The sequence below is a fragment of the Pseudoxanthomonas sp. JC1303 genome, assembly GCF_058448525.1.
The window spans coordinates 1,024,954-1,049,079 of record NZ_CP185958.1 but is presented as its reverse complement, the minus strand read 5'-3'; the positions used below and the strand labels follow the sequence as shown (position 1 = coordinate 1,049,079).

Annotated in this window: 28 protein-coding genes; 20 read left to right on the top strand and 8 right to left on the bottom strand. The window is 67.6% G+C overall.

Annotation, left to right across the window (positions count from 1 at the left end; all coding sequences use genetic code 11):
• Positions 1-29: 29 nt before the first annotated feature.
• Entirely contained in the window at positions 30-422 is a 393-nt protein-coding gene (locus ACORQU_RS04740; RefSeq protein WP_491643703.1) for an XVIPCD domain-containing protein, read from the bottom strand.
• A gap of 139 nt (positions 423-561) precedes the next feature.
• Between ACORQU_RS04740 and ACORQU_RS04735 the strand changes: the two genes are divergently transcribed.
• Both ACORQU_RS04735 and ACORQU_RS04730 read left to right on the top strand, forming a co-directional pair.
• Entirely contained in the window at positions 562-1,803 is a 1,242-nt protein-coding gene (locus tag ACORQU_RS04735; protein ID WP_491643702.1) for a putative DNA modification/repair radical SAM protein, read from the top strand.
• Positions 1,804-2,155: 352 nt separating this feature from the next.
• Positions 2,156-3,616: a UdgX family uracil-DNA binding protein gene (locus ACORQU_RS04730; RefSeq protein ID WP_491644957.1), complete on the top strand. Its 1,461-nt coding sequence runs from the start codon at positions 2,156-2,158 to the stop codon at positions 3,614-3,616.
• On the opposite strand, the gene ACORQU_RS04725 is transcribed toward ACORQU_RS04730, so the two are convergent.
• Together ACORQU_RS04725 and ACORQU_RS04720 are read right to left on the bottom strand one after the other, a co-directional pair.
• Positions 3,603-3,911 carry a hypothetical protein gene (locus tag ACORQU_RS04725; RefSeq protein ID WP_271644494.1) on the bottom strand — a complete coding sequence of 103 codons (309 nt, stop codon included), beginning with the start codon at positions 3,909-3,911 and terminating at the stop codon, positions 3,603-3,605. The genes ACORQU_RS04730 and ACORQU_RS04725 overlap by 14 nt on opposite strands.
• An 89-nt stretch (positions 3,912-4,000) precedes the next feature.
• Positions 4,001-4,402, bottom strand: coding sequence for a YciI family protein (locus ACORQU_RS04720; RefSeq protein ID WP_271644496.1), 402 nt, complete (start codon positions 4,400-4,402; stop codon positions 4,001-4,003).
• A 193-nt stretch (positions 4,403-4,595) separates the two neighbouring features.
• Here ACORQU_RS04720 and ACORQU_RS04715 point away from each other — a divergent pair, with 193 nt between their 5' ends.
• The 11 genes from ACORQU_RS04715 to ACORQU_RS04665 all read left to right on the top strand — a co-directional run bounded on the left by ACORQU_RS04715 (position 4,596) and on the right by ACORQU_RS04665 (position 14,263).
• A complete protein-coding gene (locus tag ACORQU_RS04715; RefSeq protein WP_491643701.1) occupies positions 4,596-5,015 on the top strand; it encodes a YciI family protein in 420 nt (139 codons plus the stop codon).
• Positions 5,016-5,039: 24 nt separating this feature from the next.
• Positions 5,040-5,456 (top strand): VOC family protein, encoded by a 417-nt coding sequence (locus tag ACORQU_RS04710; RefSeq protein WP_491643700.1) that lies wholly within the window; start codon positions 5,040-5,042, stop codon positions 5,454-5,456.
• 10 nt (positions 5,457-5,466) lie between these two features.
• Positions 5,467-5,868: a VOC family protein gene (locus ACORQU_RS04705; protein ID WP_491643699.1), complete on the top strand. Its 402-nt coding sequence runs from the start codon at positions 5,467-5,469 to the stop codon at positions 5,866-5,868.
• A 41-nt stretch (positions 5,869-5,909) separates the two neighbouring features.
• Positions 5,910-6,266 carry a DUF1428 domain-containing protein gene (locus ACORQU_RS04700; protein ID WP_271644499.1) on the top strand — a complete coding sequence of 119 codons (357 nt, stop codon included), beginning with the start codon at positions 5,910-5,912 and terminating at the stop codon, positions 6,264-6,266.
• 10 nt (positions 6,267-6,276) lie between these two features.
• Positions 6,277-6,936 carry a dihydrofolate reductase family protein gene (locus ACORQU_RS04695; RefSeq protein WP_491643698.1) on the top strand — a complete coding sequence of 220 codons (660 nt, stop codon included), beginning with the start codon at positions 6,277-6,279 and terminating at the stop codon, positions 6,934-6,936.
• Positions 6,936-7,322, top strand: coding sequence for a DUF1801 domain-containing protein (locus tag ACORQU_RS04690; RefSeq protein WP_491643697.1), 387 nt, complete (start codon positions 6,936-6,938; stop codon positions 7,320-7,322). The genes ACORQU_RS04695 and ACORQU_RS04690 overlap by 1 nt, the downstream gene beginning before the upstream one ends.
• Positions 7,323-7,391: 69 nt before the next feature.
• Complete coding sequence (locus ACORQU_RS04685) at positions 7,392-8,660, top strand: RNA polymerase sigma factor (RefSeq protein WP_491643696.1); 1,269 nt, start codon at positions 7,392-7,394, stop codon at positions 8,658-8,660.
• Positions 8,661-8,814: 154 nt separating this feature from the next.
• On the top strand, positions 8,815-9,744 hold the full coding sequence (locus tag ACORQU_RS04680; RefSeq protein ID WP_271644504.1) for an ABC transporter ATP-binding protein: 930 nt from the start codon (positions 8,815-8,817) through the stop codon (positions 9,742-9,744).
• Between the two features lie 2 nt (positions 9,745-9,746).
• Positions 9,747-10,508 carry an ABC transporter permease gene (locus tag ACORQU_RS04675; RefSeq protein ID WP_271648599.1) on the top strand — a complete coding sequence of 254 codons (762 nt, stop codon included), beginning with the start codon at positions 9,747-9,749 and terminating at the stop codon, positions 10,506-10,508.
• A 57-nt stretch (positions 10,509-10,565) separates the two neighbouring features.
• Entirely contained in the window at positions 10,566-12,209 is a 1,644-nt protein-coding gene (locus ACORQU_RS04670; protein ID WP_491643695.1) for a Na+/H+ antiporter, read from the top strand.
• 89 nt (positions 12,210-12,298) lie between these two features.
• Positions 12,299-14,263 carry an alpha/beta hydrolase family protein gene (locus tag ACORQU_RS04665; protein ID WP_491643694.1) on the top strand — a complete coding sequence of 655 codons (1,965 nt, stop codon included), beginning with the start codon at positions 12,299-12,301 and terminating at the stop codon, positions 14,261-14,263.
• A 39-nt stretch (positions 14,264-14,302) separates the two neighbouring features.
• Here the strand turns inward: ACORQU_RS04665 and ACORQU_RS04660 are convergent, their stop codons facing one another.
• A complete protein-coding gene (locus ACORQU_RS04660; RefSeq protein ID WP_491643693.1) occupies positions 14,303-14,548 on the bottom strand; it encodes a DUF3297 family protein in 246 nt (81 codons plus the stop codon).
• 165 nt (positions 14,549-14,713) lie between these two features.
• On the opposite strand from ACORQU_RS04660, the gene ACORQU_RS04655 reads away from it, so the two are divergent.
• Positions 14,714-15,244, top strand: coding sequence for a DUF6630 family protein (locus tag ACORQU_RS04655; RefSeq protein ID WP_491644955.1), 531 nt, complete (start codon positions 14,714-14,716; stop codon positions 15,242-15,244).
• A gap of 24 nt (positions 15,245-15,268) precedes the next feature.
• Here the strand turns inward: ACORQU_RS04655 and ACORQU_RS04650 are convergent, their stop codons facing one another.
• Entirely contained in the window at positions 15,269-15,553 is a 285-nt protein-coding gene (locus ACORQU_RS04650; RefSeq protein WP_271644508.1) for a DUF4031 domain-containing protein, read from the bottom strand.
• A 162-nt stretch (positions 15,554-15,715) separates the two neighbouring features.
• Here ACORQU_RS04650 and ACORQU_RS04645 point away from each other — a divergent pair, with 162 nt between their 5' ends.
• Entirely contained in the window at positions 15,716-16,132 is a 417-nt protein-coding gene (locus ACORQU_RS04645; RefSeq protein ID WP_491643692.1) for an EF-hand domain-containing protein, read from the top strand.
• A 90-nt stretch (positions 16,133-16,222) separates the two neighbouring features.
• Entirely contained in the window at positions 16,223-16,627 is a 405-nt protein-coding gene (locus ACORQU_RS04640) for an EF-hand domain-containing protein (RefSeq protein WP_491643691.1), read from the top strand.
• A gap of 19 nt (positions 16,628-16,646) precedes the next feature.
• Here the strand turns inward: ACORQU_RS04640 and msrB are convergent, their stop codons facing one another.
• Positions 16,647-17,120 carry a peptide-methionine (R)-S-oxide reductase MsrB gene (gene msrB / locus ACORQU_RS04635; RefSeq protein ID WP_271644512.1) on the bottom strand — a complete coding sequence of 158 codons (474 nt, stop codon included), beginning with the start codon at positions 17,118-17,120 and terminating at the stop codon, positions 16,647-16,649.
• Positions 17,121-17,203: 83 nt separating this feature from the next.
• Positions 17,204-17,773, bottom strand: a complete 570-nt coding sequence (locus tag ACORQU_RS04630) for a DUF3016 domain-containing protein (RefSeq protein ID WP_491643690.1) — start codon at positions 17,771-17,773, stop codon at positions 17,204-17,206.
• Positions 17,774-17,927: 154 nt separating this feature from the next.
• On the opposite strand from ACORQU_RS04630, the gene ACORQU_RS04625 reads away from it, so the two are divergent.
• From ACORQU_RS04625 to ligD, 3 genes are all read left to right on the top strand, one after another.
• Positions 17,928-18,428: a DUF3224 domain-containing protein gene (locus ACORQU_RS04625; RefSeq protein WP_491643689.1), complete on the top strand. Its 501-nt coding sequence runs from the start codon at positions 17,928-17,930 to the stop codon at positions 18,426-18,428.
• 106 nt (positions 18,429-18,534) lie between these two features.
• Entirely contained in the window at positions 18,535-19,482 is a 948-nt protein-coding gene (gene ku, locus ACORQU_RS04620; RefSeq protein ID WP_491643688.1) for a non-homologous end joining protein Ku, read from the top strand.
• 10 nt (positions 19,483-19,492) lie between these two features.
• The gene (gene ligD / locus ACORQU_RS04615; protein WP_491643687.1) at positions 19,493-21,949 is read left to right on the top strand and encodes a DNA ligase D; all 2,457 of its coding nucleotides are present in this window, start codon (positions 19,493-19,495) and stop codon (positions 21,947-21,949) included.
• Between the two features lie 16 nt (positions 21,950-21,965).
• Here the strand turns inward: ligD and ACORQU_RS04610 are convergent, their stop codons facing one another.
• On the bottom strand, positions 21,966-22,907 hold the full coding sequence (locus ACORQU_RS04610; RefSeq protein WP_491643686.1) for an AraC family transcriptional regulator: 942 nt from the start codon (positions 22,905-22,907) through the stop codon (positions 21,966-21,968).
• A 164-nt stretch (positions 22,908-23,071) separates the two neighbouring features.
• On the opposite strand from ACORQU_RS04610, the gene ACORQU_RS04605 reads away from it, so the two are divergent.
• Entirely contained in the window at positions 23,072-23,806 is a 735-nt protein-coding gene (locus ACORQU_RS04605) for an SDR family oxidoreductase (protein ID WP_491643685.1), read from the top strand.
• Positions 23,807-24,126 lie beyond the last annotated feature (320 nt).

Genomic DNA, 24,126 nt, shown 5'->3' with positions numbered 1-24,126 from the left:
CCGATCTGCTGGACGATCGGCTCGCGACATCAGCGCCGCGGTGTCGGATCGTCGGGCAAGGGAATCTGGTGCCCGGCCAGCGCATGCGCCTGCTGCAGGGCGTCCAGGCGCGCCAATGCACGGTCCAGTGGCAACGCGAGCGCATCGCTGGTCCGCATATGGGCGCGCAGTTGTGCAGGATCCCCCAGTGCGCCCTGGACGACGAAGGCGTACTCGCCCTCGGCGACCTGCCCATTGCGCTGGGACAGCAGCACATGATCGACTTGGCTCAGCCCCTGCTCGTGCGCCAGTACCGCCAGCGCCGCGGCCAGCCGCGCGCTGGCGTCGTCGAATGGACGCCCCAGACCGGCCTCGAGTGCCTGCACGCCGGCCACGCATTGCTGGTGAAGGGCATCGACGGGCGCGGCGGGCGTCTGGGACATGGCATCAGCGTCTTGGGGGAAACCGGGCAAAGCATGACCGCGCGGCGCTGAGCGCGCGATGATCGCGCATCCCGGGTTCATCGGCATGCATCCCGGCGTCTCACGGATTGAGACAGCGCTCGGCGATGCTGTGAGCATCATGCAGGTCAAAGACAAGCTCGCCATCCTCGCCGACGCGGCCAAATACGATGCCTCCTGCGCGTCTTCCGGCGCGGACAAGCGGCACTCGCTCGGCAGCGGTGGCATCGGCAGCACCGAGGGCATGGGCATCTGTCATTCGTACACGCCCGATGGGCGCTGCGTGTCGCTGCTGAAGATCCTGCTGACCAACTTCTGCGTGTTCGACTGCGCGTACTGCGTCAACCGGGTGACCAGCAACGTGCGACGCGCGCGGTTCACCCCGGCCGAAGTGGTCCAGCTGACCCTGGACTTCTACAAGCGCAATTACATCGAAGGCCTATTCCTCTCCAGCGGCATCATCCGCGACAGCGACTACACGATGGAGCAGCTGGTGGAAGTGGCGCGCAGCCTGCGCCAGGACCACAAGTTTGCCGGCTACATCCACCTCAAAACCATTCCCGATGCCGCGCCCGAGCTGCTGGCCGCGGCCGGCCGCTACGCCGACCGCCTGAGCATCAATGTCGAATTGCCGACCGAGGCCGGCCTGGCCCGCCTGGCCCCGGAGAAGAAGCCGGGCGGCATCCGCGCGGCGATGGGCGAACTGCGCTGGCGGATCGAGGAGAACGTCGAGCAACGGCGCGAGCAGAAGAAGCTCCGCGCCAAGCCGCCGCGCTTCGCGCCGGCCGGGCAGAGCACGCAGATGATCGTCGGCGCCGATGGCGCCGATGACCGCAGCATCCTGCACACCAGCACCAACCTCTACGGCAACTACCGGCTGCGGCGCGTGTACTACTCGGCCTTCAGTCCGATTCCCGATGCCTCCAGCAAGCTGCCGCTGCAGCCGCCGCCGCTGCAGCGCGAGCATCGCCTTTACCAGGCCGACTGGCTGCTGCGCTTCTATGATTTTTCCGTGGAGGAGATCGCACCGACGCAGGCCAGTGGCATGCTGGATCTGGAGATCGATCCCAAGCTGGCCTGGGCGCTGCGCCATCCCGAACGATTTCCCGTGGATGTCAATCACGCGCCACGCGAGCTGTTGTTGCGCGTGCCGGGGCTGGGGACGCGCAATGTCGAGCGGATCATCGCCTCACGCCGGTTCCGGCGCTTGCGGGTGGAGGATCTGACGCGGTTGCGGCTGCCGATGAAGAAGCTGCTGCCGTTCGTGCAGGTGCTCGATCATCATCCGCGCGCTGCGTTGGATGATCCGTTGAAGCTGCGGGCGGCGTTGGCGCCCAAGCCGCGGCAGATGGGGTTGTTTTGAGCACGCTCGCTGGTTGTGGTTGTTCTGGCTCGATCCAGAAGAAGCAAGGGCTTTCGCGCCGTGCGGCGCGACTTCCTTTTGTCTTGGCAAAAGGAAGCAAAACCGTTGCCGCCGGACACTCGCCGATGCGTTGCATCGGTGCCCTGTGCTCCTCGCCGGACATGGCACGGCGCCCAAACTCGCTTCGCTCAGACAAGGGCGCCTCTGCGACCATGTCCGGCTGCGGTGCTCGGCTCGCTTTACGGCTCCTAAGATCAACAGCCCCAAAGCAGAATCACGGCAATGGCAATGGCAATGGCAATGGCAACGGCAACGGCATTTCTTGTGTTCGTCTCCGGACCCTGGCTGGCTGATGTACACCGCGCGGGTCGATCCACCGTGGGATCTGGAGGCGTGGCGGGTTGCGGCGCGGGCGGCGTGGTGTGCGCAGGCGCCGCCGGAGGCGATCGAGTGGAATGGGGATGCGCAGGGAGGCTTGCTTGCCGGGCAGGATGTTGCAGCGCTGCCGGGGCGGCGCGATGGTCTGCGGGTGTCGTCGGATTTTTTGTCCGTGGCGGCGGCGGTGTTGTGCCATCGCGACCCGCAGCGCTTCGCGCTGCTCTATCGGTTGCTGTGGCGGATGGAAATGGAAGGGCGCGACCTGCTGGCCCATGCGACCGATCCGGATGTCCGCCGTGCGCAGGTGCTGGCCAAGGCGGTCGGGCGCGACACCCACAAGATGAAGGCGTTCGTGCGCTTTCGCGAGGTGCCCGGGGAGGATGAGGCCTTCGTGGCCTGGTTCGAGCCGGAGCACCAGATCCTCGACCGGGTCGCGCCGTTCTTTGCCAGGCGCTTTGCCGGGATGCGGTGGGCGATCCTTACTCCGTACCGCAGCGTGGCCTGGGACGGCGCGGGGCTGGCCTTCGGACCCGGTGGGACCCGCGCCGATGCGCCGGCCGACGATGCGCGCGAGGCGTTGTGGAAGACCTACTACGCCAACATCTTCAACCCGGCGCGGCTCAACACGACGATGATGCGCTCGGAGATGCCGCAAAAGTACTGGAAGCACCTGCCTGAGGCCCAATTGCTGCCAGACCTGATTCAGCAGGCCGGCGTGCGCGTGCGCGAGATGGCCGAGCGTGCGCCCGAAGCGCCCCGGCGCCGCATCCCAGACGCAGCGCCCCAGCCGACGCTGCGCGCGGAGGACTCACTGGAAGTGGTACGCGACGCGGCCGCCGCCTGTCGTCGATGCGAACTGTGGCAGCCCGCCACACGCACGGTGTTTGGCGAGGGGCCCGTCGACGCGCAGGTGGTGTTGGTTGGCGAACAGCCCGGTGACGAGGAGGATCTCAGCGGCCGTCCCTTCGTCGGCCCGGCCGGCCGCCTGCTGGACCAGATCCTGTCCGAGTTGGGGATCGACCGCCAGGCGCTCTACCTGACCAACGCGGTCAAGCATTTTCGCTTCGAACAGCGTGGCAAGCGGCGCCTGCATCGCAACCCGTCCAGCAGCCAGGTGGCCGCGTGCCGGCCATGGCTGGTGGAAGAACTCTCGCGAATCGATCCGGCCGTCGTGGTGTGCCTGGGGGCGACGGCGGCACAGGCCGTGATGGGCAGCGGATTGAAGTTGATGGCCTCGCGCGGGCGGTGGCATCGGCTGGAATCAGGCGCATGCGTGTTGCCCACCGTGCATCCGGCCTGGGTGCTGCGCCAGCGCGACCCGGACGCGCTGGCACAGGCGCGCAGGACGTTGGTCGATGATCTGCGGCTCCTGCAAATGTGGATGGCGCGGCAGGGCGAAGCGCTGGACGTTGCTGCTGGCCTCAGTCGCTCGTGATGCGCTGCCAGACCTCGCCGATGATTCGCTCGGCGCGGTGCCAGGGCAACTGCTCGTAGGGCAGCAGCTGCTCGTAGCGCCGATGCACGTCGGGCCAGATCGCGTCCAGCGACTGGTGCGGATGCAGCAGGTAGTTGTCGTAGGCGAACTTCAGCGTCGGCTCCGCCTGCGCGTAGGTCGTCCGACCAACGGGATACTGCAGATAATGGTCGCGCCACCAGCGCAATTCATGATTGATGTCGACCACCACGGCACGTGGGCCGGTGGCGTGCTGGACCTGCTGGACTACATTCATGAGAGCGGCGCATCGCGATGGCGGGGGAGCCAAACTTTAGGAGCGGCACGGGTGAAGCATCCGTCAGTGCGTGCTGAACAGGCAGAGCTTCAGCGCGCCAGTTCCAATGCGCCGGGCGCGGCGCCGACGCGGTCGCGGACCTGGCCCATGTCGCGCACGGGACGGACTTCGATGCAGCCCACCGCCGCCCAGGGAAAGGTCCGTGCGATCGCTTCAGCCTGCTCGATGTCGGCTGCCTGGATCAGATTGAAGCCGGCCAGCAGCTCTTTGGTCTCGGCGAAGGGGCCATCGGTGACGGTGGTCTTGCCACCGCGCACGCGGATCGCGCGCGCTGTCGAGGCCGCTTCCAATTGCTGGGAGGCCAACAGCACACCGTCACGCTGAAGCTGGTCGGCATGTTCGAAGCAGCCGCGCATCAGTTTGTCGAACTCGCCCTGCGGCAGGGCGTCGAGCAGGGCGTCATCGATGTGGATCAGGATCAGGAACTGCATGGTCCGGCGTCCTTCGCTGTGGCATCGTCAGGGGCGCATCATGCCCCACGGGAACGCGCCGGGTGCGACTGCGTGGTGTAACCGCCGAAACGCTCGCTTAGGAGTTGTCTGGCCGCTGTCGATTTTCGTCGCGCTGATTCGTCTAGGAGGTCAGAAACGCCAGCAGCGCCTGGCCGTGGGCGGGAGTGATGCGATGAAGGTGATGGTGATCGTCAAGGCCAGCGCTGCCTCCGAGGCGGGCGTGTTGCCTTCGACCGCGTTGCTGGCGGCCATGGGTGCCTACAACGAGGTCCTGGTCCAGGCCGGGATCATGCTGGCGGGCGAAGGCCTGCATCCTTCCAGCCGCGGCGCCCGGGTGCGCTTCGACGGCAGGGCCCGCACCGTGACCGACGGTCCCTTCGCCCAAACAACGGAGCTGGTCGCCGGCTTCTGGCTGTGGCAGGTGCGCTCGCTGGACGAAGCCACCGAGTGGCTCAAGCGCGCGCCGTTCGATGGCGGCGTGGAGGTCGAGCTGCGTCCGGTCCTGGAGATGGCGGACTTCGGTGACGCCATGACCCCCACACTGCGGGCGCGCGAGCATCAGCTGCGCGCTCGTACCCGCGGCATGTCCTAGATTTCAATCCCAAGGAGCAATGCGATGCACGTGATCCCGTACTTGTTTTTCAACGGCAACTGCCGCGAGGCCATGACGTTCTACGCGCGTACGCTGGGCGGCGAAGTGGTGGCCATGTCCACCTACGATCAGGCGCCGCCCGAGGCCAGGATGCCGGGCATGCCGGAGGGGGCGGTCATGCATGCCTCGCTGGTGGCCGGCGATGTGCGCTTGATGGCCTCCGATACGTGTCCACCCCAGGACTACGCACCACCGCATGGAATGACCGTGGCCCTGCATGCGGACAGCGTGGAGGAAGCCGAGCGGATCTACGCGGCGCTGGCCGAAGGCGCGCAGATCCAGATGCCGATGAACGCCACCTTCTGGTCCAAGCGCTTCGCCATGCTGACCGATCGCTACGGCACGCCCTGGATGATCAACGTCGATGCCGAGCCGGCCTGAGGGGTACGCCATGCCGACCCGGATGTTCGTCAACCTGCCCGTGCGCGACCTGCCGAAGGCCAAGGCTTTCTACACGGCGTTGGGCTACACCATCAACCCGCAATTCACCAACGACGATGCGGCCTGCGTGGTCATCAGCGAGACCATCTACGTGATGCTGCTGGTGCATCCATTCTTCAGCACCTTCACGCCAAAGGCGATCTGCGACACCGCGCAGCAGACCGAGGCGATCCTGTGCCTATCGGCCGACGACAAGGCGGGCGTGGACGCGCTGGCCGAGCGCGCGCTGGCTGCCGGAGGCGGCGAGCCCAAGCCGGTGCAGGACCTGGGCTTCATGTACGGGCGCAGCTTCACCGACCTGGATGGCCATCACTGGGAAGTGATGTGCATGTCAGGGCCGCCACCGCACTGAGCCGCGCGCTCAATCCACCCTTCAAAGAAGAGGACAACCCCATGGCCTATATCGATGCCTACGTGTTGCCGCTGCCCCTGGCCAACCTGGCGGCCTACCGCAAGATGGCGCGGATGGGCGGCAAGATCTGGATGGAACACGGCGCGCTGCAGTACGTCGAATGTATCGCCGAAGACGTCAAACCGGGCAAGACCACCTCGTTCCCGCAGGCGGTCAAGCTCAAGGAAGGTGAGACCGTGATCTTCTCCTACATCGTCTTCAAGTCGCGCGCGCATCGCGACAAGGTCAACAAGCTGGCGATGGACGACCCACGGATGCATGCGTGGGGCCCGCACAACATGCCGTTCGATGGCAAGCGCCTGTTCTGGGGCGGGTTCAAGCCGTTGGTGCAGCGATGAGGTCGCGCCGATGAAGCTGGTCCTGGGGGCCTTCCTGAGCCTGGATGGTGTCGGACAGGGGCCGGGCGGCCCGCATGAGGATCCGCGTGGGGACTTCGTGCATGGCGGCTGGTCGGTGCCGTATTGGGACCAGGCCATGATGGACGTGCAGACTGCCTGGATCGAATGCCTGGACGCGCTGCTGCTGGGCCGGGTCACCTACGACATCTTCGCCGCGCACTGGCCGCACGTGGGCGATGACGATCCGATCGCCGCGCGCTTCAACCGCGTGCCCCGATACGTGGCCAGCCATGCGCCGCTGTCGCAGGCCTGGTCGGGCGCCACGCGGATCGAGGGCGATGTGATCGAGGCCGTGCGTGCGCTGAAGGACGGTCCCGGGCGCCAACTGCAGGTGCATGGCAGCCTGGACCTGGCGCAGACCCTGCTGCGCGCGGGGCTGGTGGACGAGCTGCGGCTGTGGTGGTTCCCGGTGCTGCTGGGACAAGGCCGCAGGCTGTTTGCCGCGGGCACGGTGCCGGCCGGCCTGGAATTGCTGGACACGCTGCGCTTCGAGACCGGCGTGGTGTTCCAGCACTATCGGGTCGGTGGACTGCGCGGCTATGGCTCCTTCATGCATGACGATCCGCCGCCAGAGGAACTGCAGCGACGTTTGGGACTGGAGGGCCAGTGATGGTCCGCGCGGTATCGGACAGCGCCGGCGTGGAGATCTGGCTGGCCGCGTGCCGGCATCCGTTGCACGAGGTCATCCAGGGGCTGCGCACGACCCTCACCTCGCTGTCGCCCCAAGTGGGTCAGGCGATCAAGTGGAACGCGCCGAGCTTCCACACGTCCGAGCACTTCGCCACGCTGCATCTGCGCGACCCCGCGGCGATCCAGGTCATCCTGCATCGCGGCGCGCGCCCGCGGAACGACCAGGTGCGGATCGATGATCCGCACGGCCTATTGGACTGGCGCGGGACCGAACGTGCGATCCTGCGCTTCGCCAGTGTTGAGGAGGCCGAGCGCAAGCGTGCGGACTTCGAGGCCATTGTGCGGCAATGGATGGCGCAGGTCTGAGCCTTGGCGCGATCCGGGCTGCCGATGCGCGGTTGCGCTGGTCGTGGGCCGGTGGTCTGATCGCCGCCCATGAGCAGCGACGTGCATCGCACCATCGAGACCCTCTGGCGCATGGAGGCCCCCCGGGTACTGGCCGTGCTAACCCGGATGCTGCGCGACATCGACCTGGCCGAGGAACTGGCCCAGGACGCGCTGGTCGCTGCCCTGGAGCACTGGCCGCGCGATGGCCTGCCCGACAATCCGGCTGCCTGGCTCACCGCCACCGCCAAGCGCCGCGCCATCGACCGCCTGCGCCAGCGCCAGCTGCACCAGCGCAAGCACACGGAGATCGCCTACGAACTGGAAGGGCAGGCGGTGCCCGGCCCTGACAGCGACGGCCGCCTGGACGACGCGGTGGGCGACGACCTGTTGCGGCTGATGTTCATCGCCTGCCACCCGGTCTTGCCGCGCGAGTCGCGGGTCGCTTTGACCCTGCGCCTGCTCGGTGGCCTGACCACCGCGGAGATCTCCCGGGCCTTCCTGCAGCCCGAGGCCACGGTGGCCCAGCGGATCGTGCGTGCCAAGCGCACCCTGGCCCAGCAGCAGGTCAGCTACGACCCGCCGCGGCGCGGTGACCTGCCCGAGCGGCTGGACGCGGTGCTGGAGGTGATCTACCTGGTCTTCAACGAAGGGTATTCGGCCAGCGCCGGCGAGGACTGGATGCGGCCGGCGCTGTGCACCGAGGCCCTGCGCCTGGGCCGCGTGCTGGCCGGGCTGATGCCGCAGGCGCCGGAGGTCTTCAGCCTGCTGGCGCTGATGGAACTGCAGGCTTCGCGCACCGCCGCGCGGACCGCGGCCGATGGCACCCCGGTCCTGCTGGAGGCGCAACAGCGCGCGCGCTGGGACCGGCTGCAGATTGGCCGGGGCCTGCAGGCGCTGGAGCGCGCCGTGCAGCTGGGCGGCGCGCAGGGCGCTTACACGCTGCAGGCCGGCATCGCCGCCTGCCATGCACGCGCGCTGCGCAGCGAGGACACGGATTGGACGCGCATCGCGGCCCTGTATGCGGTGCTGGCCCAGGTCAGTCCATCGCCGGTGGTCCAACTCAATCGGGCCGTCGCGCTGGGGCGGGCGGCCGGGGCGCAGGTTGGCCTGGCCCTGGTCGATACACTGGCCGGAGAGGCGTCCCTGCGTGACTACGCCGCGCTGCCTGCGGTTCGCGGCGATCTGCTGGAACGGCTCGGCCGGCTGGACGAGGCGCGTGCCTGTTTCGAGCAGGCTGCCGCGCTCACCCGCAACGCGCGCGAATCCGCACAGATGCAGGCCCGCGCCCTGGCGTGCCAGGCGGGCGGGACGGCCTGAGCGTCCGCACGGCAGGTCAGGGTGGTTCCGCTCTGCGCGGGGCGGGGGGACACTGCGTCGCACTGGCCTGCATTGCCTGATCACGGCGGCGGCCTCAGGCTACGCGACCTGCGCGCCTGGCGCGTCGTTCCATATCCGCAACACAGGAGCTGCCATGACCTCGGCCATCTCGGTACAGGGGCTGACCAAGACCTACGATTCGGGTTTCCAGGCGTTGAAGGGCATCGACCTGGAGATCCAGCGCGGCGAGATCTTTGCCCTGCTCGGGCCCAACGGCGCGGGTAAGACCACGTTGATCAGCATCCTGTGTGGCATCGTGCGCCCGGGCGAGGGCGTGGTGACCATCGAGGGCTGCGATGTCGTGCGCCAGTACCGCGCCGCGCGCAGCCAGGTCGGGCTGGTCCCGCAGGAGCTGTCGACCGAGGCGTTCGAGACGGTGTGGGCGGCGGTGCGCTTCTCGCGCGGGCTGTTCGGTAAGCCGGCCGACCCGGCCCTGCTGGAGCGCGTGCTGCGCGACCTGTCCCTGTGGGACAAGCGCGACACCAAGATCATGGCCCTGTCCGGCGGCATGAAGCGCCGGGTGCTGATCGCCAAGGCGCTGGCGCACGAACCCAAGGTGCTGTTCCTGGACGAGCCCACCGCCGGGGTGGACGTGGAGCTGCGCCACGACATGTGGAACCTGGTCCGCGGCCTGCGTGAGCGCGGCACCACCGTGGTCCTGACCACCCACTACATCGAGGAAGCCGAGGAGATGGCTGACCGCATCGGCGTGATCACCGGCGGCAAGCTGGTCTTGGTGGAGGACAAGACCACGCTCATGGCCAAGCTGGGCAAGAAGCAGCTGGCCCTGACTCTGCAGCAGCCGCTGCACGCCATCCCGCCCGCCTTGTCCGACCTGCCGCTGGAACTGCAGGCCGATGGCACCCAGCTGGTCTACACCTTCGACGTGCAGGCCGAGGAAACCGGCATCGCCGCGCTGCTGCGGCGCCTGGGCGAGCAGGGCATCGATTTCAAGGACCTGCACTCGTCCCAATCCTCGCTGGAGGAGATCTTCGTCAACCTGGTCCGGGAGGCCCGCGCATGAGCCTGAACCTGCACGCGGTGGCGGCGATCTACCGCTTCGAGATGGCGCGCACCTTCCGCACCATCACCCAGTCGATCGCATCGCCGGTGCTATCGACCTCGTTGTACTTCGTGGTGTTCGGCGCGGCCATCGGCTCGCGCATGGGCGATGTGGAAGGGGTGTCCTACGGGGCCTTCATCATTCCCGGCCTGATCATGCTCTCGCTGCTCAACGAGAGCATTTCAAACGCCTCCTTTGGCATCTACATGCCCAAGTGGTCCGGCACGATCTACGAACTGCTCTCCGCGCCGGTGTCCTTCGTGGAGGTGGTGCTGGGCTACGTGGGCGCGGCGGCGACCAAGTCGCTGATGCTGGGCCTGCTGATCCTGGTGACCGCGCGGATCTTCGTGCCCTATGAGATCCAGCATCCGGTGTGGATGGTGGCCTTCCTGCTGCTGACCGCGCTGACCTTCTCGCTGTTCGGCTTCATCATCGGGCTGTGGGCCGACGACTTCCAGAAGCTGCAGGTGATCCCGCTGATGGTGGTCACCCCGTTGACCTTCCTGGGCGGAGCGTTCTACTCGGTGTCCATGCTGCCGCCGGTGTGGCAGAAGATCACCCTGTTCAATCCGGTCGTGTATCTGATCAGCGGCTTTCGCTGGAGCTTCTTCGGCCTGGCCGATGTGGAGGTCGGGATCAGCCTGGCGGCCATCCTGGGCTTCCTGGTGGTGTGCCTGGTGGCGATCTGGGCGATGTTCCGGACCGGCTGGAAGATCAAAACCTGAGGTAAATCCTGCAATGGCGGACGCCGCGGCGACACAGGGCTCTGCTAGCTTAACAACATGCATTCGATCGAGATCGTCCTGGCGATGCTGCTGGCGGTGGCTGCCAGCGGCTTCCTGGTCCGGGTTTTGCCCTTCTCCCTGCCGCTTCCGCTGGTGCAGATCGCGCTGGGTGCGGTGATCTCCTTCTTCAACCGCGGGGTGGAGCTGGATCCGGAGCTGTTCTTCCTGCTGTTCCTGCCGCCGCTGCTGTTCCTGGACGGCTGGCGCATTCCCAAGCAGGGATTGTTCCGCGACAAGGGCGCGATCCTAGAGCTGGCCCTGGGGCTGGTGGTGTTCACCGTGCTCGGGGCGGGCTTCCTGATCCACCTGATGATCCCGGCCATGCCGCTGCCGGTGGCCTTCGCCCTGGCGGCGATCATCTCGCCGACCGATCCGGTGGCCGTGTCCTCGATCGCCGCGCGCGCGCCGATCCCCAAGCGCCTGATGCACATCCTGGAAGGCGAATCCCTGCTCAACGACGCGTCGGGCCTGGTGTGCTTCCAGTTCGCCGTGGCCGCCGCGCTGACCGGGACCTTCTCCCTGGCCGGCGCCTCGGTCACCTTCATATGGGTGGCGCTGGCGGGCCTGGCCTGCGGCGTGGGCGTGACCTATGCGGTCAACATCCTGCAGCGCTGGATCGCCCGGCATTTCGGCGAAGAGGGCGGCTCGTCGATCCTGGTCAGCCTGCTGATCCCATTCGCCGCCTATGTCATGGCCGAAGTGCTGCACGCCTCGGGCATCCTGGCCGCGGTGGCCGCCGGCATCACCATGAGTTACGTGGAGCTGTCCGGCCGCGCGGCGGCCAGCGTGCGCATCCAGCGCACGGCGGTGTGGGACATGGTCCAGTTCACCCTCAACGGCATCGTGTTCACCCTGCTGGGCGAGCAGCTGCCCGGCATCCTGAGCAACGCCATGCGCAGCGTGCACGAGACCGGGCATCGCGACCCCTGGTGGCTGGCGGTCTACGTGGTGGCCATCAGCCTGGGCCTGATGTTGCTGCGCTTTGTCTGGGTGTGGCTGTCGCTGCGCTGGAGCCTGCTCAAGGCCAAGGTGCGGGGCGAGACGCGAGTCAGCCCCAACTGGCGGATCATCGTGGCCACCTCACTGGCCGGCGTGCGTGGCGCGATCACCCTGGCCGGCGTGCTGACCCTGCCGCTGGCCCTGTCCGACGGGACCCCGTTCCCCTCCCGCGATCTGGCGATCTTCCTGGCCGCGGCCGTGATCATGGTCTCGCTGCTGGTCGCCGCACTGGCCCTGCCGCGCCTGCTCAAGGACCTGCACGTGCCGGAGGAGTCCGACCTGCAGCATGAGGAGGATCTGGCGCGCAAGGCGGCCGCACGCGCGGCGTTGGTGGCGGTGGAAGGCGAGCGCCAGCGGCTGGCGGCCACCTCGGACCTGGTCGAGGATGGAGAGCTGTATGCGGCCTGCGCCGAGCGGGTCAGCCAGCTCTACCAGCGCCATGTGGACCGTCTTGGCGGCGAGGCGGACATCGCCCCCGAACAGGCGCGGCGCATCGAGCAGGTCGAGCGCCAGATGCGTCAGGCCGGTCTGCGCGCCGAGCGTGCCGAACTGTTCCGCCTGGCCCGCCAGCGCAAGATCTCCGACGAGGTCTCGCGCAAGCTGGTGCGCAACCTGGACCTGCTGGAAACCCGCCAGCGCTGAGCCCGCGCGGCGTGTTGCAGCGCATGTTGCCAGCGGTCGGGCGGCCCTGCTAGTTTCGCCGCGCCCGCGACGGGCGCAGGGGATCAGGAATGAAATACACACGGATGCGGCTGGTGGCCGCGCTGTTGGCGTGTCTGTCGATGTGGCCGGCGCTGGCGCTGGCCCAGGTGGACGTGGATGCCTTTCTCAGGCGCGACCGCTACGAGCAGATCAAGATTTCGCCCACCGGCGAGTTCTACGCGGTCACCATGCCGCTGGAGGATCGGACCGTGCTGCTCGTTATCCGCCGCAGTGACCACCAGCCCATGGCCAAGGTCGCTGCCGGGGCCAATTCCCGGGTCGGCGGCTTCTGGTGGGTCAACGATGCGCGCGTGGTGGTGGCGATGGACCGTCAGTATGGCAGTCGCGCAGAGCCTTATGCGACGGGCGAGCTTCATGCCATTGATGTCGACGGAAAGCGCGCGATGCTGCTGGCCAGTCCATTCGGCATCGACGCGCATGCGGCACCCGTGCACTTCAGCACCGAATACACCAACGCAGTCTTCATGTTCGACACCTTGCCTGGAGACGATCGCAAGGTGCTGGTCGCCTCCTCGCCTGTGGATCAGACCGATCCGGTGACGCGCGTGGAGAGGTTGGATGTCTACAACCTGCAGCGGACCACGATCGCCACCGCGCCGGTGCGCAATGCGAACTTCACCGCCGACTTTCAGGGGGAGGTGCGCTTTGCCGAAGGGGCCGGTCGCGACAACGTCAACAAGCTCTACTACCGTGAGGCCAGGGGCCAGGATTGGCGCCTCATCAATGACGAGGCGCAGAGCCACGTCGTGGTCAGTGCGATCGGGTTCGCAGAAGACGGGCGCACTGCCTACCTGCGGACCGAGCACGCCGATGGTCCGGACAGCATCGTGTCCTGGAACGCAGATACCGGGTCGCAAAAAGAGCTGCTGCGCGATGCCGTGGCCGATCCCTCCAGCGTGATCTGGACACCAGATGCGCGTCGCCCGATCGGCGCGCGCTTCGACCAAGCGAAGGCTGTCAGCCGTTATTTTTCCCCGAGCGAACCTGCAGCGGTTTTTCAGCGCTCGCTTGAGCAGGCATTCGCGCCTGAGGCTGTGGCCGTGACTTCGGTAACGCGGGACGGTCGGCTTGCCGTCGTGCAGACGTGGAGCGACACCAACAACGGTGACTTCTACCTCTATGACACCGTCAGCCACCATGCCGATGGTATCTACAGCCTGCGCACCTGGTTCGACCCACGCAAGGTGCCACCGACGCGGGAGATCAGCTTCAAGGCCCGCGACGGGCTGGAGGTGCACGGCTACCTGACCGTGCCGGCCGGCAGCAGCGGAAAGGGCCTGCCGCTGGTGATCAATCCGCATGGCGGGCCGTTCGGCATCTACGACAGCTGGTCCTTCGACGACGACAGTCAGCTGCTGGCCGCGGCCGGCTATGCCGTCCTGCGCGTGAATTATCGTGGCTCGGGGCATTACGGCCGCGCATTCCAGCAGGCCGGTGCAGGCCAGTGGGGGAAGGCCATGCAGGACGATCTCACCGATGCGACCCACTGGGCCATCGATCAAGGCATCGCCGATCCGGCCAAGGTCTGCATCTATGGCGCCAGCTACGGCGGCTATGCCGCGCTCATGGGCGTGGCGCGCGAGCCGGCGCTGTATCGCTGCGCGGCCGGCTACGTCGGTGTTTACGATCTTCCGCGCATGGTCACCGACGGCAACCGCGAGGCCACCTCGACGCGCAACTGGCTCAAGGACTGGGTCGGCGACAAGGATGCGCTGGCCGAGGTTTCCCCGGTCAACCTGGCCGACCGCATCAAGGTGCCGGTGTTCCTGGCCTCGGGCGGCAAGGACACGCGCGCACCGCCGGTGCACACCGAGCGCATGGAAAAGGCGCTCAAGCGCGCAGGCGTGCCCGTGGAGACCCTGTATTACGAAGACGAAGGTCACGGCTATTTCGCCGATGCCCACCGGCGCGAGTATTACCGCCGCCTGCTCGCGTTCCTCGGCACGCACCTGGGCGGCCAGACCGCAAAATGAACCTCAAGGCGGCGCGAGATGCGCCGCCGCCGGCGAGTGTCAGGGTGCCTCGGTCTTGAAGTACGGCTCCACCGTGCCCTTGATCTTCATCGTCATCGGCTGGCCGCGGCGGTCCAGGGACTTGCCCACCTGGACGCGGATCCAGCCTTCCGAGACGCTGTACTCCTCCACGTTGTCGCGCTCGGTGCCGTTGAAACGCACGCCCACGCCCCTGTCCAGCGCGAACTGATCGTGAAAGCGGCTGCGGGGATCGACGGCCAAGCGGTCGGGAGGCGTATCGCTCATGGGTGCGCACATGCTGGAAAACGAGGGCGCACAGGATAAAGGGGCCGTCGCCAGGATGCATCCGCCGAGGGCGCGGTCATCGGCGGTGATCGCGCCCTCACTTTGCAAGCAGCGGCGCACGCGCGATCCTTGTCGCACCTCCGATGCCTGTCCCTCCCCATGTCCCTGCCTGACAACACCGCCGACTATGAAGATGACTTCGAAGGATTCGATCCGGACGAGGCCGACGCCCCGGAAGCCCTGGCCTGGAACCTGCTCCAGCTGATCAACCCGGGCGATGAGGACACCGCGCTGCGCCAGTTCGACCTGCTGCGCGAGCGCATGGCCGCCGGGTCGGCCGAGTCGCTGCCCTGGCTGCTGCGCGATATCGTCGACTGGACCTCGGGGTTCTTCGTCATGCCCGACGATGTGGACGGCACGTTCGAGGTGCTCGACGAACTGGCCGCGCGCTATGGCCTGCAGATCGAGTGGGGCGGTGACCGCGACGATGAGGACTTCATGGAGACCCTGGACGTGCCCGCGCTGCTGTCCCGGGCCTACGACAGCCTGCGCCCGCACGGTTACACGCTGTGGTGCTGGAACGCCGACGCGGACGGCTATGGCGGCTGGATGGCCCTGCGCCGCGACGACGATGGCATGCGCGCGCTAGCGCAAGTCCTGGGCTTCGAGCTGCGCGCCGCCAATGAAGCGGGCTGAGCCGCTCTCGCGCGGCTCGGCGGTCTAAGGCGCCAGCCCACGTCCCTGGGCCTTGGCCACGGCGATCACCGCGCGGACCTTGGCGCGGTCGGCATGGCGTGAAATGGGCTCGGCGCCCAGCTCGATGGCCCGCAGGCGCAGCTCGCTGGTGACGTCGTAGTGGGCGCCGCTGGTCTTGTCCTGGAAGGCGCGGCGCGGGATGCCCAGCCGCGCGGCGAAGGCATGCAGTTCTTCCAGCGTATCGGCCATCAGATGCGCCCAGCGCTGACCGCGCCAGGCCATCACCGCATCGTCCACGTAGACCGCCATCACCCGCTCCTGTTGCTCGTCTTGCGACCCCTGCTCGTAGGGCGCCCGGCCGCCTAGACGCCTCCTGTTTACATCCTGCTGCCGAACGCTTGACAGCTGCCTAACCGCATAACGGCCACGGTGCGCACTCCAGGGCGGCACGGTGTCGCCGGAGAATTCACCATGGATCCGATCCGTCCCTTGGCCGCGCTGGCCATTTTCGCCTGTTGCGGCAATGCACTGGGTGCCGAATCGATCCACGATCGCTTCATGTCGATGGACACCAACCACGATGGCCGGGTCGATGCGCAGGAACATGCCGCAGCCGCCAGCGCCATGTTCAAGCAGCTCGACCTGAATCTTGATGGCGCGATCAGCGTCGATGAAATGCAGGCCACGCGCAAGGCCATGGATCAGCCTGCCGACGAAGCACAGGTCCGCCAGGCCATCGCCGCGATGGACCGCAATGGCGATGGGCGCGTGGACGCGCAGGAGCACTTGGCCATGGCCACCGCGCTGTTCAAGCGGACCGATGCCAACCAGGATGGCTATGTGACCGAGGCCGAGATGAAGCAGGCCGCGGGGCCCGGCGCGAACTAGCGATGGCCGGCCCTGCGATCGCCGGCGCACGGCACCCGGCGATCTGGTTCAGAATGGGGCCGCCTTTCTTTCTGGTTCCAAACCGCCCGCATGTTCAGGACTGTGTCGACCGCGTCGCTGTTGATTGCCCTGTCGACGCTGGCAGCGCCTGGCTGGGCGCAATCGGGTCAGGCACGCTTCCGCCAACTGGATACCAATCACGACGGTCTGGTGGACCAGGCCGAATACGACGCCGGAGCGCGGCAGTCGTTCGCTGCCCTCGATCGTGATCACGATGGTTACGTCAGCCTCGACGAACTGCGCGCCTCCATTGATCCCAATGCCGGCGGCATCGGCGCCGATGGCATGGCCCGGGCGCAGTTGATGACCATGGACCAGAACTACGACAACCTGATCAGCGAGGCCGAGTTCGTCGACTTCGCCGATCAATCCATGCCCAAGTACGACCGCAATGGCGACGGGCGTTTGACCAGCGACGACTTCGCGCCGTTCTAGCGCCGGGGGGCGGCCGGGACTAGGCCGCCTCGGCCAGTCCGGCTTCCGCACCGCCTCGACCCAAGGGGTTGGGCAGCGGCGCGCCGGCCTCGGTGAAGGCCAGGGAGACCGAATTCAGGCAGTGGCGCTCATAGGTCGGCGGCGGGCCGTCGGGAAACACGTGCCCCAGATGACTGTCGCAGCGGGCGCAGGTGATTTCGGTACGGATCATGCCGTAGCTGGTGTCGCGGATCGTGCGCACATGCGCCGGGTCGATCGGCTTGAAGAAGCTGGGCCAGCCGGTCCCGGAATCGAACTTGGCGCTGGAAGCGAACAGCGGCAACCCGCACAGGCGGCAGGTGTAGACCCCCTCCAGCTTGTTGTCCAGGAACGCGCCACAGAAGGGCGCCTCGGTCCCGTGCTGCAGCAGCACGTGGCGCTCCTCCTCGCTCAGTCCGGCGATCAACGCGGCGCGTTGCGTCGTGTCGGGAGGCGTGAGATCGAACGACTGCATGGCGATGTCCTGTCTGGCTCCGGGGCTGGCAACACAATGGAGGCGAACGCGGCCGCCTTCAACCGGCGCGGCCGGGCCGGACGCTATGGCGTGCTGGTCAGGGTGCGGGGGTTCCCCAACTCGCGATTGGTCCAGCGCTCGATCATGCGCTTTTCGTACCGCAGCGGGTCGCTGTCCAGGGGACGGGCGCCCATCAGGTAAGACATGTCCAGGAGCTTGGCCTGACCCTGGTCGACCACGCGGCCATCGGCATCGCGAAGGGTGTAATCGAAGGTCATGCGCGGCGGGTAGATGTCCTTCATCACGCGGATGTGGTCGGCCGACGGGCCGTGCCAGGGCTCGTATTCGCCGGCACGGTCGATGTCGGTGATGCGCACGTCCAGGGTCTGGCCGGGCTGCAGGTCCTTGGCGGCTTCCTTGCGCAGGTAGGCGGCCAGGTCGTGCACCCAGTTGCCGCGCTCGGCCTCCCAGCGGTTGGTGCTGTAGCGGATGTCGCCGAACTGGGCTGGATCGGTCCAGGAGACCGACACCGGGCCTTCCTGAGGCAATGCCCGCGGCTGGTCCGGGTCGGTGACGTTGCGCACGGCCGCCGAGGCGTCCAGGCTGGCGAGCGCCACCAGGGCGGTCGCGGTGAACAGGGCAAGACGTTTCATGGCGGTTCCTCCGTCATTGAGGAGGCCTCGGATGCTACGCCTGCCCAGGTGAATGTTCACGGCTTGGCCGACCGCCGTTTCGCCTGCGTTTCTCCAGCCGTGGCGGACATGCGCGTTCGGCTAGGATGACGGTCCCGACCCGCGGAGTGTCAGCATGTCCGATTGGCGCACGACCGCCCGACGTGCCTGCCTGCCGCTGGTCCTGGCACTGGCCATCCCGGCCGCGCTCGCACAGGAGGCATCGCGCATGCGTCACGCTACAGGAACCTTCGAAGTCAGTATTCAGCCCGACGGCGCGATCGGACCGGCCGGCCATGACGGCAACGAACTGAGCCGCATGTCGCTGGACAAGACCTTCAGCGGCGATCTGGTGGGCAAAGGCCTGGGCGAAATGCTCGCTGCGCGGGCCACGGTCCCGACCTCGGCGTCGTACGTGGCGATCGAGCGCGTCAGCGGCACCCTGGAGGGCAGGGAAGGGACCTTCGTCCTGGTCCATCGCGGCGTGATGCATGGCGACAGCCGTACCCTGGAAGTCCAGGTCTCGCCAGGTTCGGGGACCGGAGCCCTGGCCGGCATTGCCGGCACGCTGGATATCAGGATCGAAGACGGCAAGCACTTCTACGACCTGGCCTACACGCTGCCCGACGCGGAATGAAGGCGCAGCCGGCTTGGCCGGCTGCCGTCACGACCCATCCACGGGCGCCGTTCGCACACTTGGGGCCTTGCGGCGCCTGCCGCGCTGCGCGTGCGAAAGAGCTGCCATGGCCCGACCGATCTGGAGCGGCACCCTGACCTTCGGCCTGCTCAACGTGCCGGTGTCGCTGATGTCCGGCGAGCGCAAGGTCGACCTGCACTTCCGCATGCTCGATGCGCGCGACAAGTCGCCGATCCGCTTCGAGCGGGTCAACGCCGAGACCGGCGAGGAAGTGCCGTGGAAGGACATCGTCAAGGCCTTCGAATACGACAAGGGCAATTACGTTGTGGTCGAGCAGGAGGACATCAAGTCCGCCGCGCCCGAAGGCCATGAGTCGGTCGAGGTGGAGACCTTCGTCGATGCATCCGAGATCGACGTGCGCTATTACGAGAAGCCCTACATCCTGGTGCCAGGCAAGAAAGCCGAGAAAGGCTACGTGCTGCTGCGCGAGACCCTGCGCGACACCGGCCAGGTCGGCATCGCGCGGGTGGTCATCCGCACCCGCCAATACCTGTGCGCGGTGATGCCGCAGGGTGACGCGCTGGTGCTGATGTTGCTGCGCTACCCGCAGGAGCTGGTCGACCCCGACGACTACAAACTGCCCAGCGGCAGCACCGGCGACTATCGCGTCTCGGCCAGGGAGAAGGACATGGCGCGCAAGCTGATCCAGTCCATGCGCGCGGACTGGAACCCGGATGAGTACCACGACGAGTTCCGCGAGCGGCTGCAGGCCCTCATCACCGAGCGCATCCAGGCCAAGGGCGCCACGGCACGGGTCGACGAGCCGGCGCACGAGCGCGAGGGCGATGCGACCAACGTGGTGGACTTCATGGCCCTGCTGCAGAAGTCCCTGGGCGAGAACAAGCGTACGCCGGCTAAGAAGGCCGCGGCCAAGAAGGCGGCAACCGGGAAAGTCGCCAAGAAAGCCACCAAGAAGGCGGCCGCGAAGAAGGCCGCCAAGAAGACCGCGGCAAAGAAGACCGCCAGGAAGGCGCCGCAGCGCAAGGCCGGCTGAGGGCGCGGCCGTGTCCCTGCACGAATACGCCCGCAAGCGGCGCTTCGACCAGACACCGGAGCCCACGGGAAGCACGCGCGGCGGGCGCCATCGTCCGATCTTCGTCGTGCAGCTGCATCACGCCTCCTCGCGCCACTACGACTTCCGCCTGGAGGCCGATGGCGTGCTCAAGAGCTGGGCGGTGCCGAAGGGGCCATCGCTGCGCGCAGGGGAGAAGCGACTCGCGGTCGAGGTCGAGGATCATCCGCTGGATTACGCCAGCTTCGAGGGCGACATTCCCGCAGGCCACTACGGCGCCGGGCATGTGGACGTATTCGACCACGGCCACTGGGCCAGCGAAGGCGAGCCCCTGGCCGCGATCGCGGCGGGCAAGCTGGATTTCGTGCTGACGGGCGAGAAGCTGGGCGGCGCCTGGAAGCTGGTACGCACGCAGATGAAGGGCCGGCAGAAGCAGTGGCTGCTGATCAAGCGCGATGATGCCTTCGCCGCCGACCAGGAGGCCGACGATCTGGTCGATCGCCCGCCCCCTGCCAAGCCGCCTCGCCCGAACCGGGCAAAGCCGCAGGGAGCGTCCCGACAAGTCGCCAAACCGCCCAAGCGATCCGGCACCAAGCGGGACGCCGCTTGGCGCAAGCGCGCGCTCGCGTTGGACGGCGCGCGCGACACGCCGTACCCGGCCGGTTTTGCGGCCCAGCTGTGCACCCTGCGCACGCACGCGCCGACCGGCGAGGACTGGCTGCACGAGATCAAGTGGGATGGCTATCGGCTGCTGGCCGATCTGGTTGAAGGCCAGGTCAGGCTGCGTTCGCGCAACGGCCTGGACTGGAACGACACCTTTCCCGAGATCGTCGAGGCCGTGCGCGCGCTGCCGCTGCGCGATGCACGCCTGGATGGCGAGCTGGTAGTGATCGACGCGCAGGGCCGCAGCGATTTTGCCGCCCTGCAACGCAGCCTGGAGGGCACCTCCAAGACGCCGCTGCGCTATCTGGTGTTCGACCTGCCCGGCGTGGCGGGTGTGGACATCAGCCGCGCGCCGCTGGTGCAACGCAAGGCGCTGCTCAAGGCGCTGATCGGCCCCAGGCCCGGCCTGATCGCCTATAGCGAACACGTGGCCGGGCATGGCGCGGAGGTGCTCGCCGCCAGTGCCAAGGCCGGTCTGGAGGGCATCGTCAGCAAGCGCGCCGATGCGCCCTATGCGGGCCAGCGCAGCGGCACCTGGATCAAGGCCAAGCATGAACAGTCCGACGAGTTCGCCATCGTCGGCTACACGCCGCCCAAGGGCGCACGCACCGGCTTCGGCTCGCTGCTGCTGGCGCGCGTGCAGGACGGCGCGCTGCAGTACGTCGGCCGTGTCGGCACCGGCTTCGACGATGCCACGCTGGCTGCGCTGCTGAAGCGCCTGCAAGCCCTGCACAGCGACCAGGCCGCCGTGGCGCTGCCGGCGCATGTGCCGTTCAACGCGCGCAGCGTGCATTGGGTCAGGCCCCGACTGTTGGCCGAAGTGGCCTATCGCGGCTGGGGCAAGGAGGGCCTGCTGCGCCAGGCTGCGTTCAAACGCCTGCGGGAGGACAAGACGATGGCCGATCTCAAGCACGACACCGCGCCCGACAAGGCGGTGACGATCACCCACCCGGACCGGGTCGTCTATCCGGCCGATGGCATCACCAAGGGGCAGGTGGCCGATTACTACCAGCGCGTCGCCCGATGGCTGCTGCCGGAACTGGCCGGCCGTCCGCTGTCGCTACTGCGCTGCCCGGACGGCGCCGGCGGCGAGTGCTTTTTCCAGAAGCACCACGCCCCCTCCCTGGGGCCTGGCGTGCATGCGGTGCCGCTGAAACAGAAGAGCGGCCAGGAGGATTACCTCTATGTGGAGGATGTCGAGGGCGTGCTGGCGCTGGTGCAGATGAACACCCTGGAGCTGCACCCCTGGGGGGCGACGGTGGCCGCGCCGGAAAAGCCGGACCGGCTGGTGTTCGACCTGGATCCGGGGCCGGGGGTGTCGTGGACCCAGACCAAGGCCGCCGCGCGCGAGGTGCGCGACAACCTGCGCAAGGCCGGGCTGGAAAGCTTCGTGCGCCTGTCCGGCGGCAAGGGCCTGCACGTGGTCGTGCCGATCACGCCCGGACCTTCGTGGGAGACGGTCAAGGCCTTCTGCGAGGCCTTCGCCAATGCGATGGCCCAGCACCGGCCCGAGCGCTACGTCGCCACGATGCGCAAGGACCAGCGCGGCAACAAGATCTTCATCGACTGGTTGCGCAATGGCCGCGGCAACACCAGCGTCTGCAGCTGGTCGTTGCGCGCGCGCGAACACGCCACCGTGGCCGTGCCGCTTCGCTGGGAAGACTTGGGCAGGGTCAGGTCCCCTGGTGCGTTCACGCTGGACAAGGCGCTACAGCGGGCCGCGCGCCTGCGGCGCGATCCGTGGGAGGGCATGGCCGGGCTGAAGCAGGCGCTACCGCATGGTTGATGGGCTGGCGGCGCGGCTACTGCGCGCGTAGCCTGGCGATATCCCGCAAGGGCGGTGCGCCGAACAGGCGGCGGTACTCGCGGCTGAACTGCGAAGGGCTTTCATAGCCCACCGCATGGCCCGCACCGGCCGCATCGGACGCGCCGGCCAGCAGCAAGCGGCGGGCTTCCTGCAGGCGCAGCTGCTTCTGGTACTGCAGCGGGCTCATGGCGGTGATCGCCTTGAAGTGCTGGTGGAGCGATGACGGGCTCATGTGCGCGTACTGCGCGATGGTGTCGATGCGCAGTGGCTGGCGGTAATGCGTCCGCAGCCAGCCGATCGCGCGGCTGATGCGCTGGCCCGGCGAGTCGGCCACGGCCATGTGGCGCAGCATGCCGCCCTGATCGCTGTGAAGCAGGCGATAGAGCAGTTCGCGCATCAGGAGCGGGGCCAGCGCAGGCAGGTCGTCCGGCGTGTCCAGCAGCCGCATCATCCGCACGGCGACCTCGATCAGGGCCGGATCGGCCGGTCCCAGGCTCAACCCCCGCGCGGGGGCGGGGAGCGCATGCGTCATCGGCTCCAGTTCGCTTACCAGTGTGGCGATCTCCAGCGGCTCCAGCCGCAGGATGAAGCATAGATAGGGCTGTGCCGGGCTGGCGTGGGTGACCCGGCCGGTGACCGGCAGGTCCACCGAGGCGAGCAGGTGGCGTGAGGCGTCGTACTCGAAGACCTCGCTGCCCAGCAGCACCTGCTTGCCGCCCTGGGCGATCAGGCAGAGTGAGGGCTCTTGGACCGCCACCGTGGCCATCGCCGCCGGTGCGTCGGCGCGGGCCAGGGTCAGAGGTGGCCACGCCGTGGCATGCACGCCATTGCCGCTGGTGGATCGTTCAATCCGCTGGGCCAGTTCGCGCAGCGGCGCGGAACGCAGGACATCGGCCGGCGGTGCATGGTGTGAGGAGGTCGAAGGGGGCTGCGCCATGGCGTCAGTCTAAGCAGCCGTCGCGATGCTCGGGCGCCAGTGGTGCAGGTTCGGAGGATCAGGCAATCGTGGCGCAGGAACCGGATACCGTCCGATCGGCGCCTCCGAGCATCGTGGCGGTTCCGGCCGGTCATGTCGCCCGGCCCTCGCAACGGAGCATTTCCATGTCCAACATTCAAGGCAAGACCGTCGTCATCACCGGCGCCAGCAGCGGCATCGGCGAGGCCACTGCGCGCGTGCTCGCCGCACAGGGCGCCAACGTGGTCCTGGGGGCGCGGCGCGCCGACCGCCTGCAGCAGTTGGTCGAATCCATCACCGAGTTCGGCGGTAGCGCCCGTTGGCGGGCCATCGATGTGACCGAGCTGGCCGATGTCGAAGCGCTCGTGGCCTTGGCCAAGGCCGAGTTCGGTGCTGTCGACGTGGTCGTCAACAACGCCGGCGTGATGCCGCTCTCGCGCCTGGATGCGCGCAAGGTCGACGAATGGAATCGCATGATCGACGTCAACATCCGTGGCGTGCTGCACGGCATCGCCGCCGGCCTGCCGGTCATGCAGGCGCAGGGCAGCGGCCAGTTCATCAACGTTTCCTCCATCGGCGGGCACTTGGTGTATCCCACCAGCGCGGTGTACAGCGCGACCAAGTTCGCGGTGCTGGCCATTTCCGATGGTCTGCGCCAGGAGCATACGGACCTGCGCGTGACCGTGATCTCGCCCGGCGTGACCAGTTCCGAGCTGGGCCATGACATCAGCGATGCCGACGCACGCCGCTACATGGACGATTTCCGCGCCCTGGCCATTCCCGCCGAGGCCATCGCCAACGCGATCGCCTACGCCATCGGCCAGCCCGACGCGGTGGACGTGAGCGAGATCATCGTGCGTCCCACCGCCAGCCCCTACTGAGGGCTGCGTGCGTCATGGGCGAAGCGCTCGCGCATCCAGTGCGGGCGTCGCTTCACCGCCCATGGCCGATCCGCCACGTCCTGCAACGAAACGACCGGCACGCACGGCCCGCTGCCCGAGGAAATGCGTCGGGCGGGTGTGCGACCCGGTATTGGCGGCCGCATCGAGTCCCGACGGTGCTCGATGCGGCGCCAGTGGTGATGTTTGCCACCGCGCGCGCTTTTCATGCCTGCTTGGCGTTGTCACGGCAGCCCGATGCATGGATGACGCGGTACGGAGCATCCCATTGGCAAGCTTGAGTCGGTGGGAGGCGCGCGCTG

Bases quoted from the DNA above. Each gene is read 5' to 3' on its own strand.
- ACORQU_RS04695 (WP_491643698.1), top strand. From the start codon at position 6,277: ATGAAGCTGGTCCTGGGGGCCTTCCTGAGCCTGGATGGTGTCGGACAG.
- ACORQU_RS04690 (WP_491643697.1), top strand. From the start codon at position 6,936: ATGGTCCGCGCGGTATCGGACAGCGCCGGCGTGGAGATCTGGCTGGCC.
- ACORQU_RS04610 (WP_491643686.1), bottom strand. From the start codon at position 22,907: ATGGCGCAGCCCCCTTCGACCTCCTCACACCATGCACCGCCGGCCGAT.
- ACORQU_RS04710 (WP_491643700.1), top strand. From the start codon at position 5,040: ATGCACGTGATCCCGTACTTGTTTTTCAACGGCAACTGCCGCGAGGCC.
- ACORQU_RS04660 (WP_491643693.1), bottom strand. From the start codon at position 14,548: ATGAGCGATACGCCTCCCGACCGCTTGGCCGTCGATCCCCGCAGCCGC.
- ACORQU_RS04670 (WP_491643695.1), top strand. From the start codon at position 10,566: ATGCATTCGATCGAGATCGTCCTGGCGATGCTGCTGGCGGTGGCTGCC.
- ACORQU_RS04705 (WP_491643699.1), top strand. From the start codon at position 5,467: ATGCCGACCCGGATGTTCGTCAACCTGCCCGTGCGCGACCTGCCGAAG.
- ACORQU_RS04645 (WP_491643692.1), top strand. From the start codon at position 15,716: ATGGATCCGATCCGTCCCTTGGCCGCGCTGGCCATTTTCGCCTGTTGC.
- ACORQU_RS04720 (WP_271644496.1), bottom strand. From the start codon at position 4,402: ATGCAGTTCCTGATCCTGATCCACATCGATGACGCCCTGCTCGACGCC.
- ACORQU_RS04700 (WP_271644499.1), top strand. From the start codon at position 5,910: ATGGCCTATATCGATGCCTACGTGTTGCCGCTGCCCCTGGCCAACCTG.
- ACORQU_RS04735 (WP_491643702.1), top strand. From the start codon at position 562: ATGCAGGTCAAAGACAAGCTCGCCATCCTCGCCGACGCGGCCAAATAC.
- ACORQU_RS04625 (WP_491643689.1), top strand. From the start codon at position 17,928: ATGTCCGATTGGCGCACGACCGCCCGACGTGCCTGCCTGCCGCTGGTC.
- ACORQU_RS04730 (WP_491644957.1), top strand. From the start codon at position 2,156: ATGTACACCGCGCGGGTCGATCCACCGTGGGATCTGGAGGCGTGGCGG.
- ACORQU_RS04650 (WP_271644508.1), bottom strand. From the start codon at position 15,553: ATGGCGGTCTACGTGGACGATGCGGTGATGGCCTGGCGCGGTCAGCGC.
- ACORQU_RS04665 (WP_491643694.1), top strand. From the start codon at position 12,299: ATGAAATACACACGGATGCGGCTGGTGGCCGCGCTGTTGGCGTGTCTG.
- msrB (WP_271644512.1), bottom strand. From the start codon at position 17,120: ATGCAGTCGTTCGATCTCACGCCTCCCGACACGACGCAACGCGCCGCG.
- ACORQU_RS04605 (WP_491643685.1), top strand. From the start codon at position 23,072: ATGTCCAACATTCAAGGCAAGACCGTCGTCATCACCGGCGCCAGCAGC.
- ACORQU_RS04685 (WP_491643696.1), top strand. From the start codon at position 7,392: ATGAGCAGCGACGTGCATCGCACCATCGAGACCCTCTGGCGCATGGAG.
- ACORQU_RS04715 (WP_491643701.1), top strand. From the start codon at position 4,596: ATGAAGGTGATGGTGATCGTCAAGGCCAGCGCTGCCTCCGAGGCGGGC.
- ACORQU_RS04680 (WP_271644504.1), top strand. From the start codon at position 8,815: ATGACCTCGGCCATCTCGGTACAGGGGCTGACCAAGACCTACGATTCG.
- ACORQU_RS04725 (WP_271644494.1), bottom strand. From the start codon at position 3,911: ATGAATGTAGTCCAGCAGGTCCAGCACGCCACCGGCCCACGTGCCGTG.
- ACORQU_RS04630 (WP_491643690.1), bottom strand. From the start codon at position 17,773: ATGAAACGTCTTGCCCTGTTCACCGCGACCGCCCTGGTGGCGCTCGCC.
- ku (WP_491643688.1), top strand. From the start codon at position 18,535: ATGGCCCGACCGATCTGGAGCGGCACCCTGACCTTCGGCCTGCTCAAC.
- ACORQU_RS04740 (WP_491643703.1), bottom strand. From the start codon at position 422: ATGTCCCAGACGCCCGCCGCGCCCGTCGATGCCCTTCACCAGCAATGC.
- ACORQU_RS04640 (WP_491643691.1), top strand. From the start codon at position 16,223: ATGTTCAGGACTGTGTCGACCGCGTCGCTGTTGATTGCCCTGTCGACG.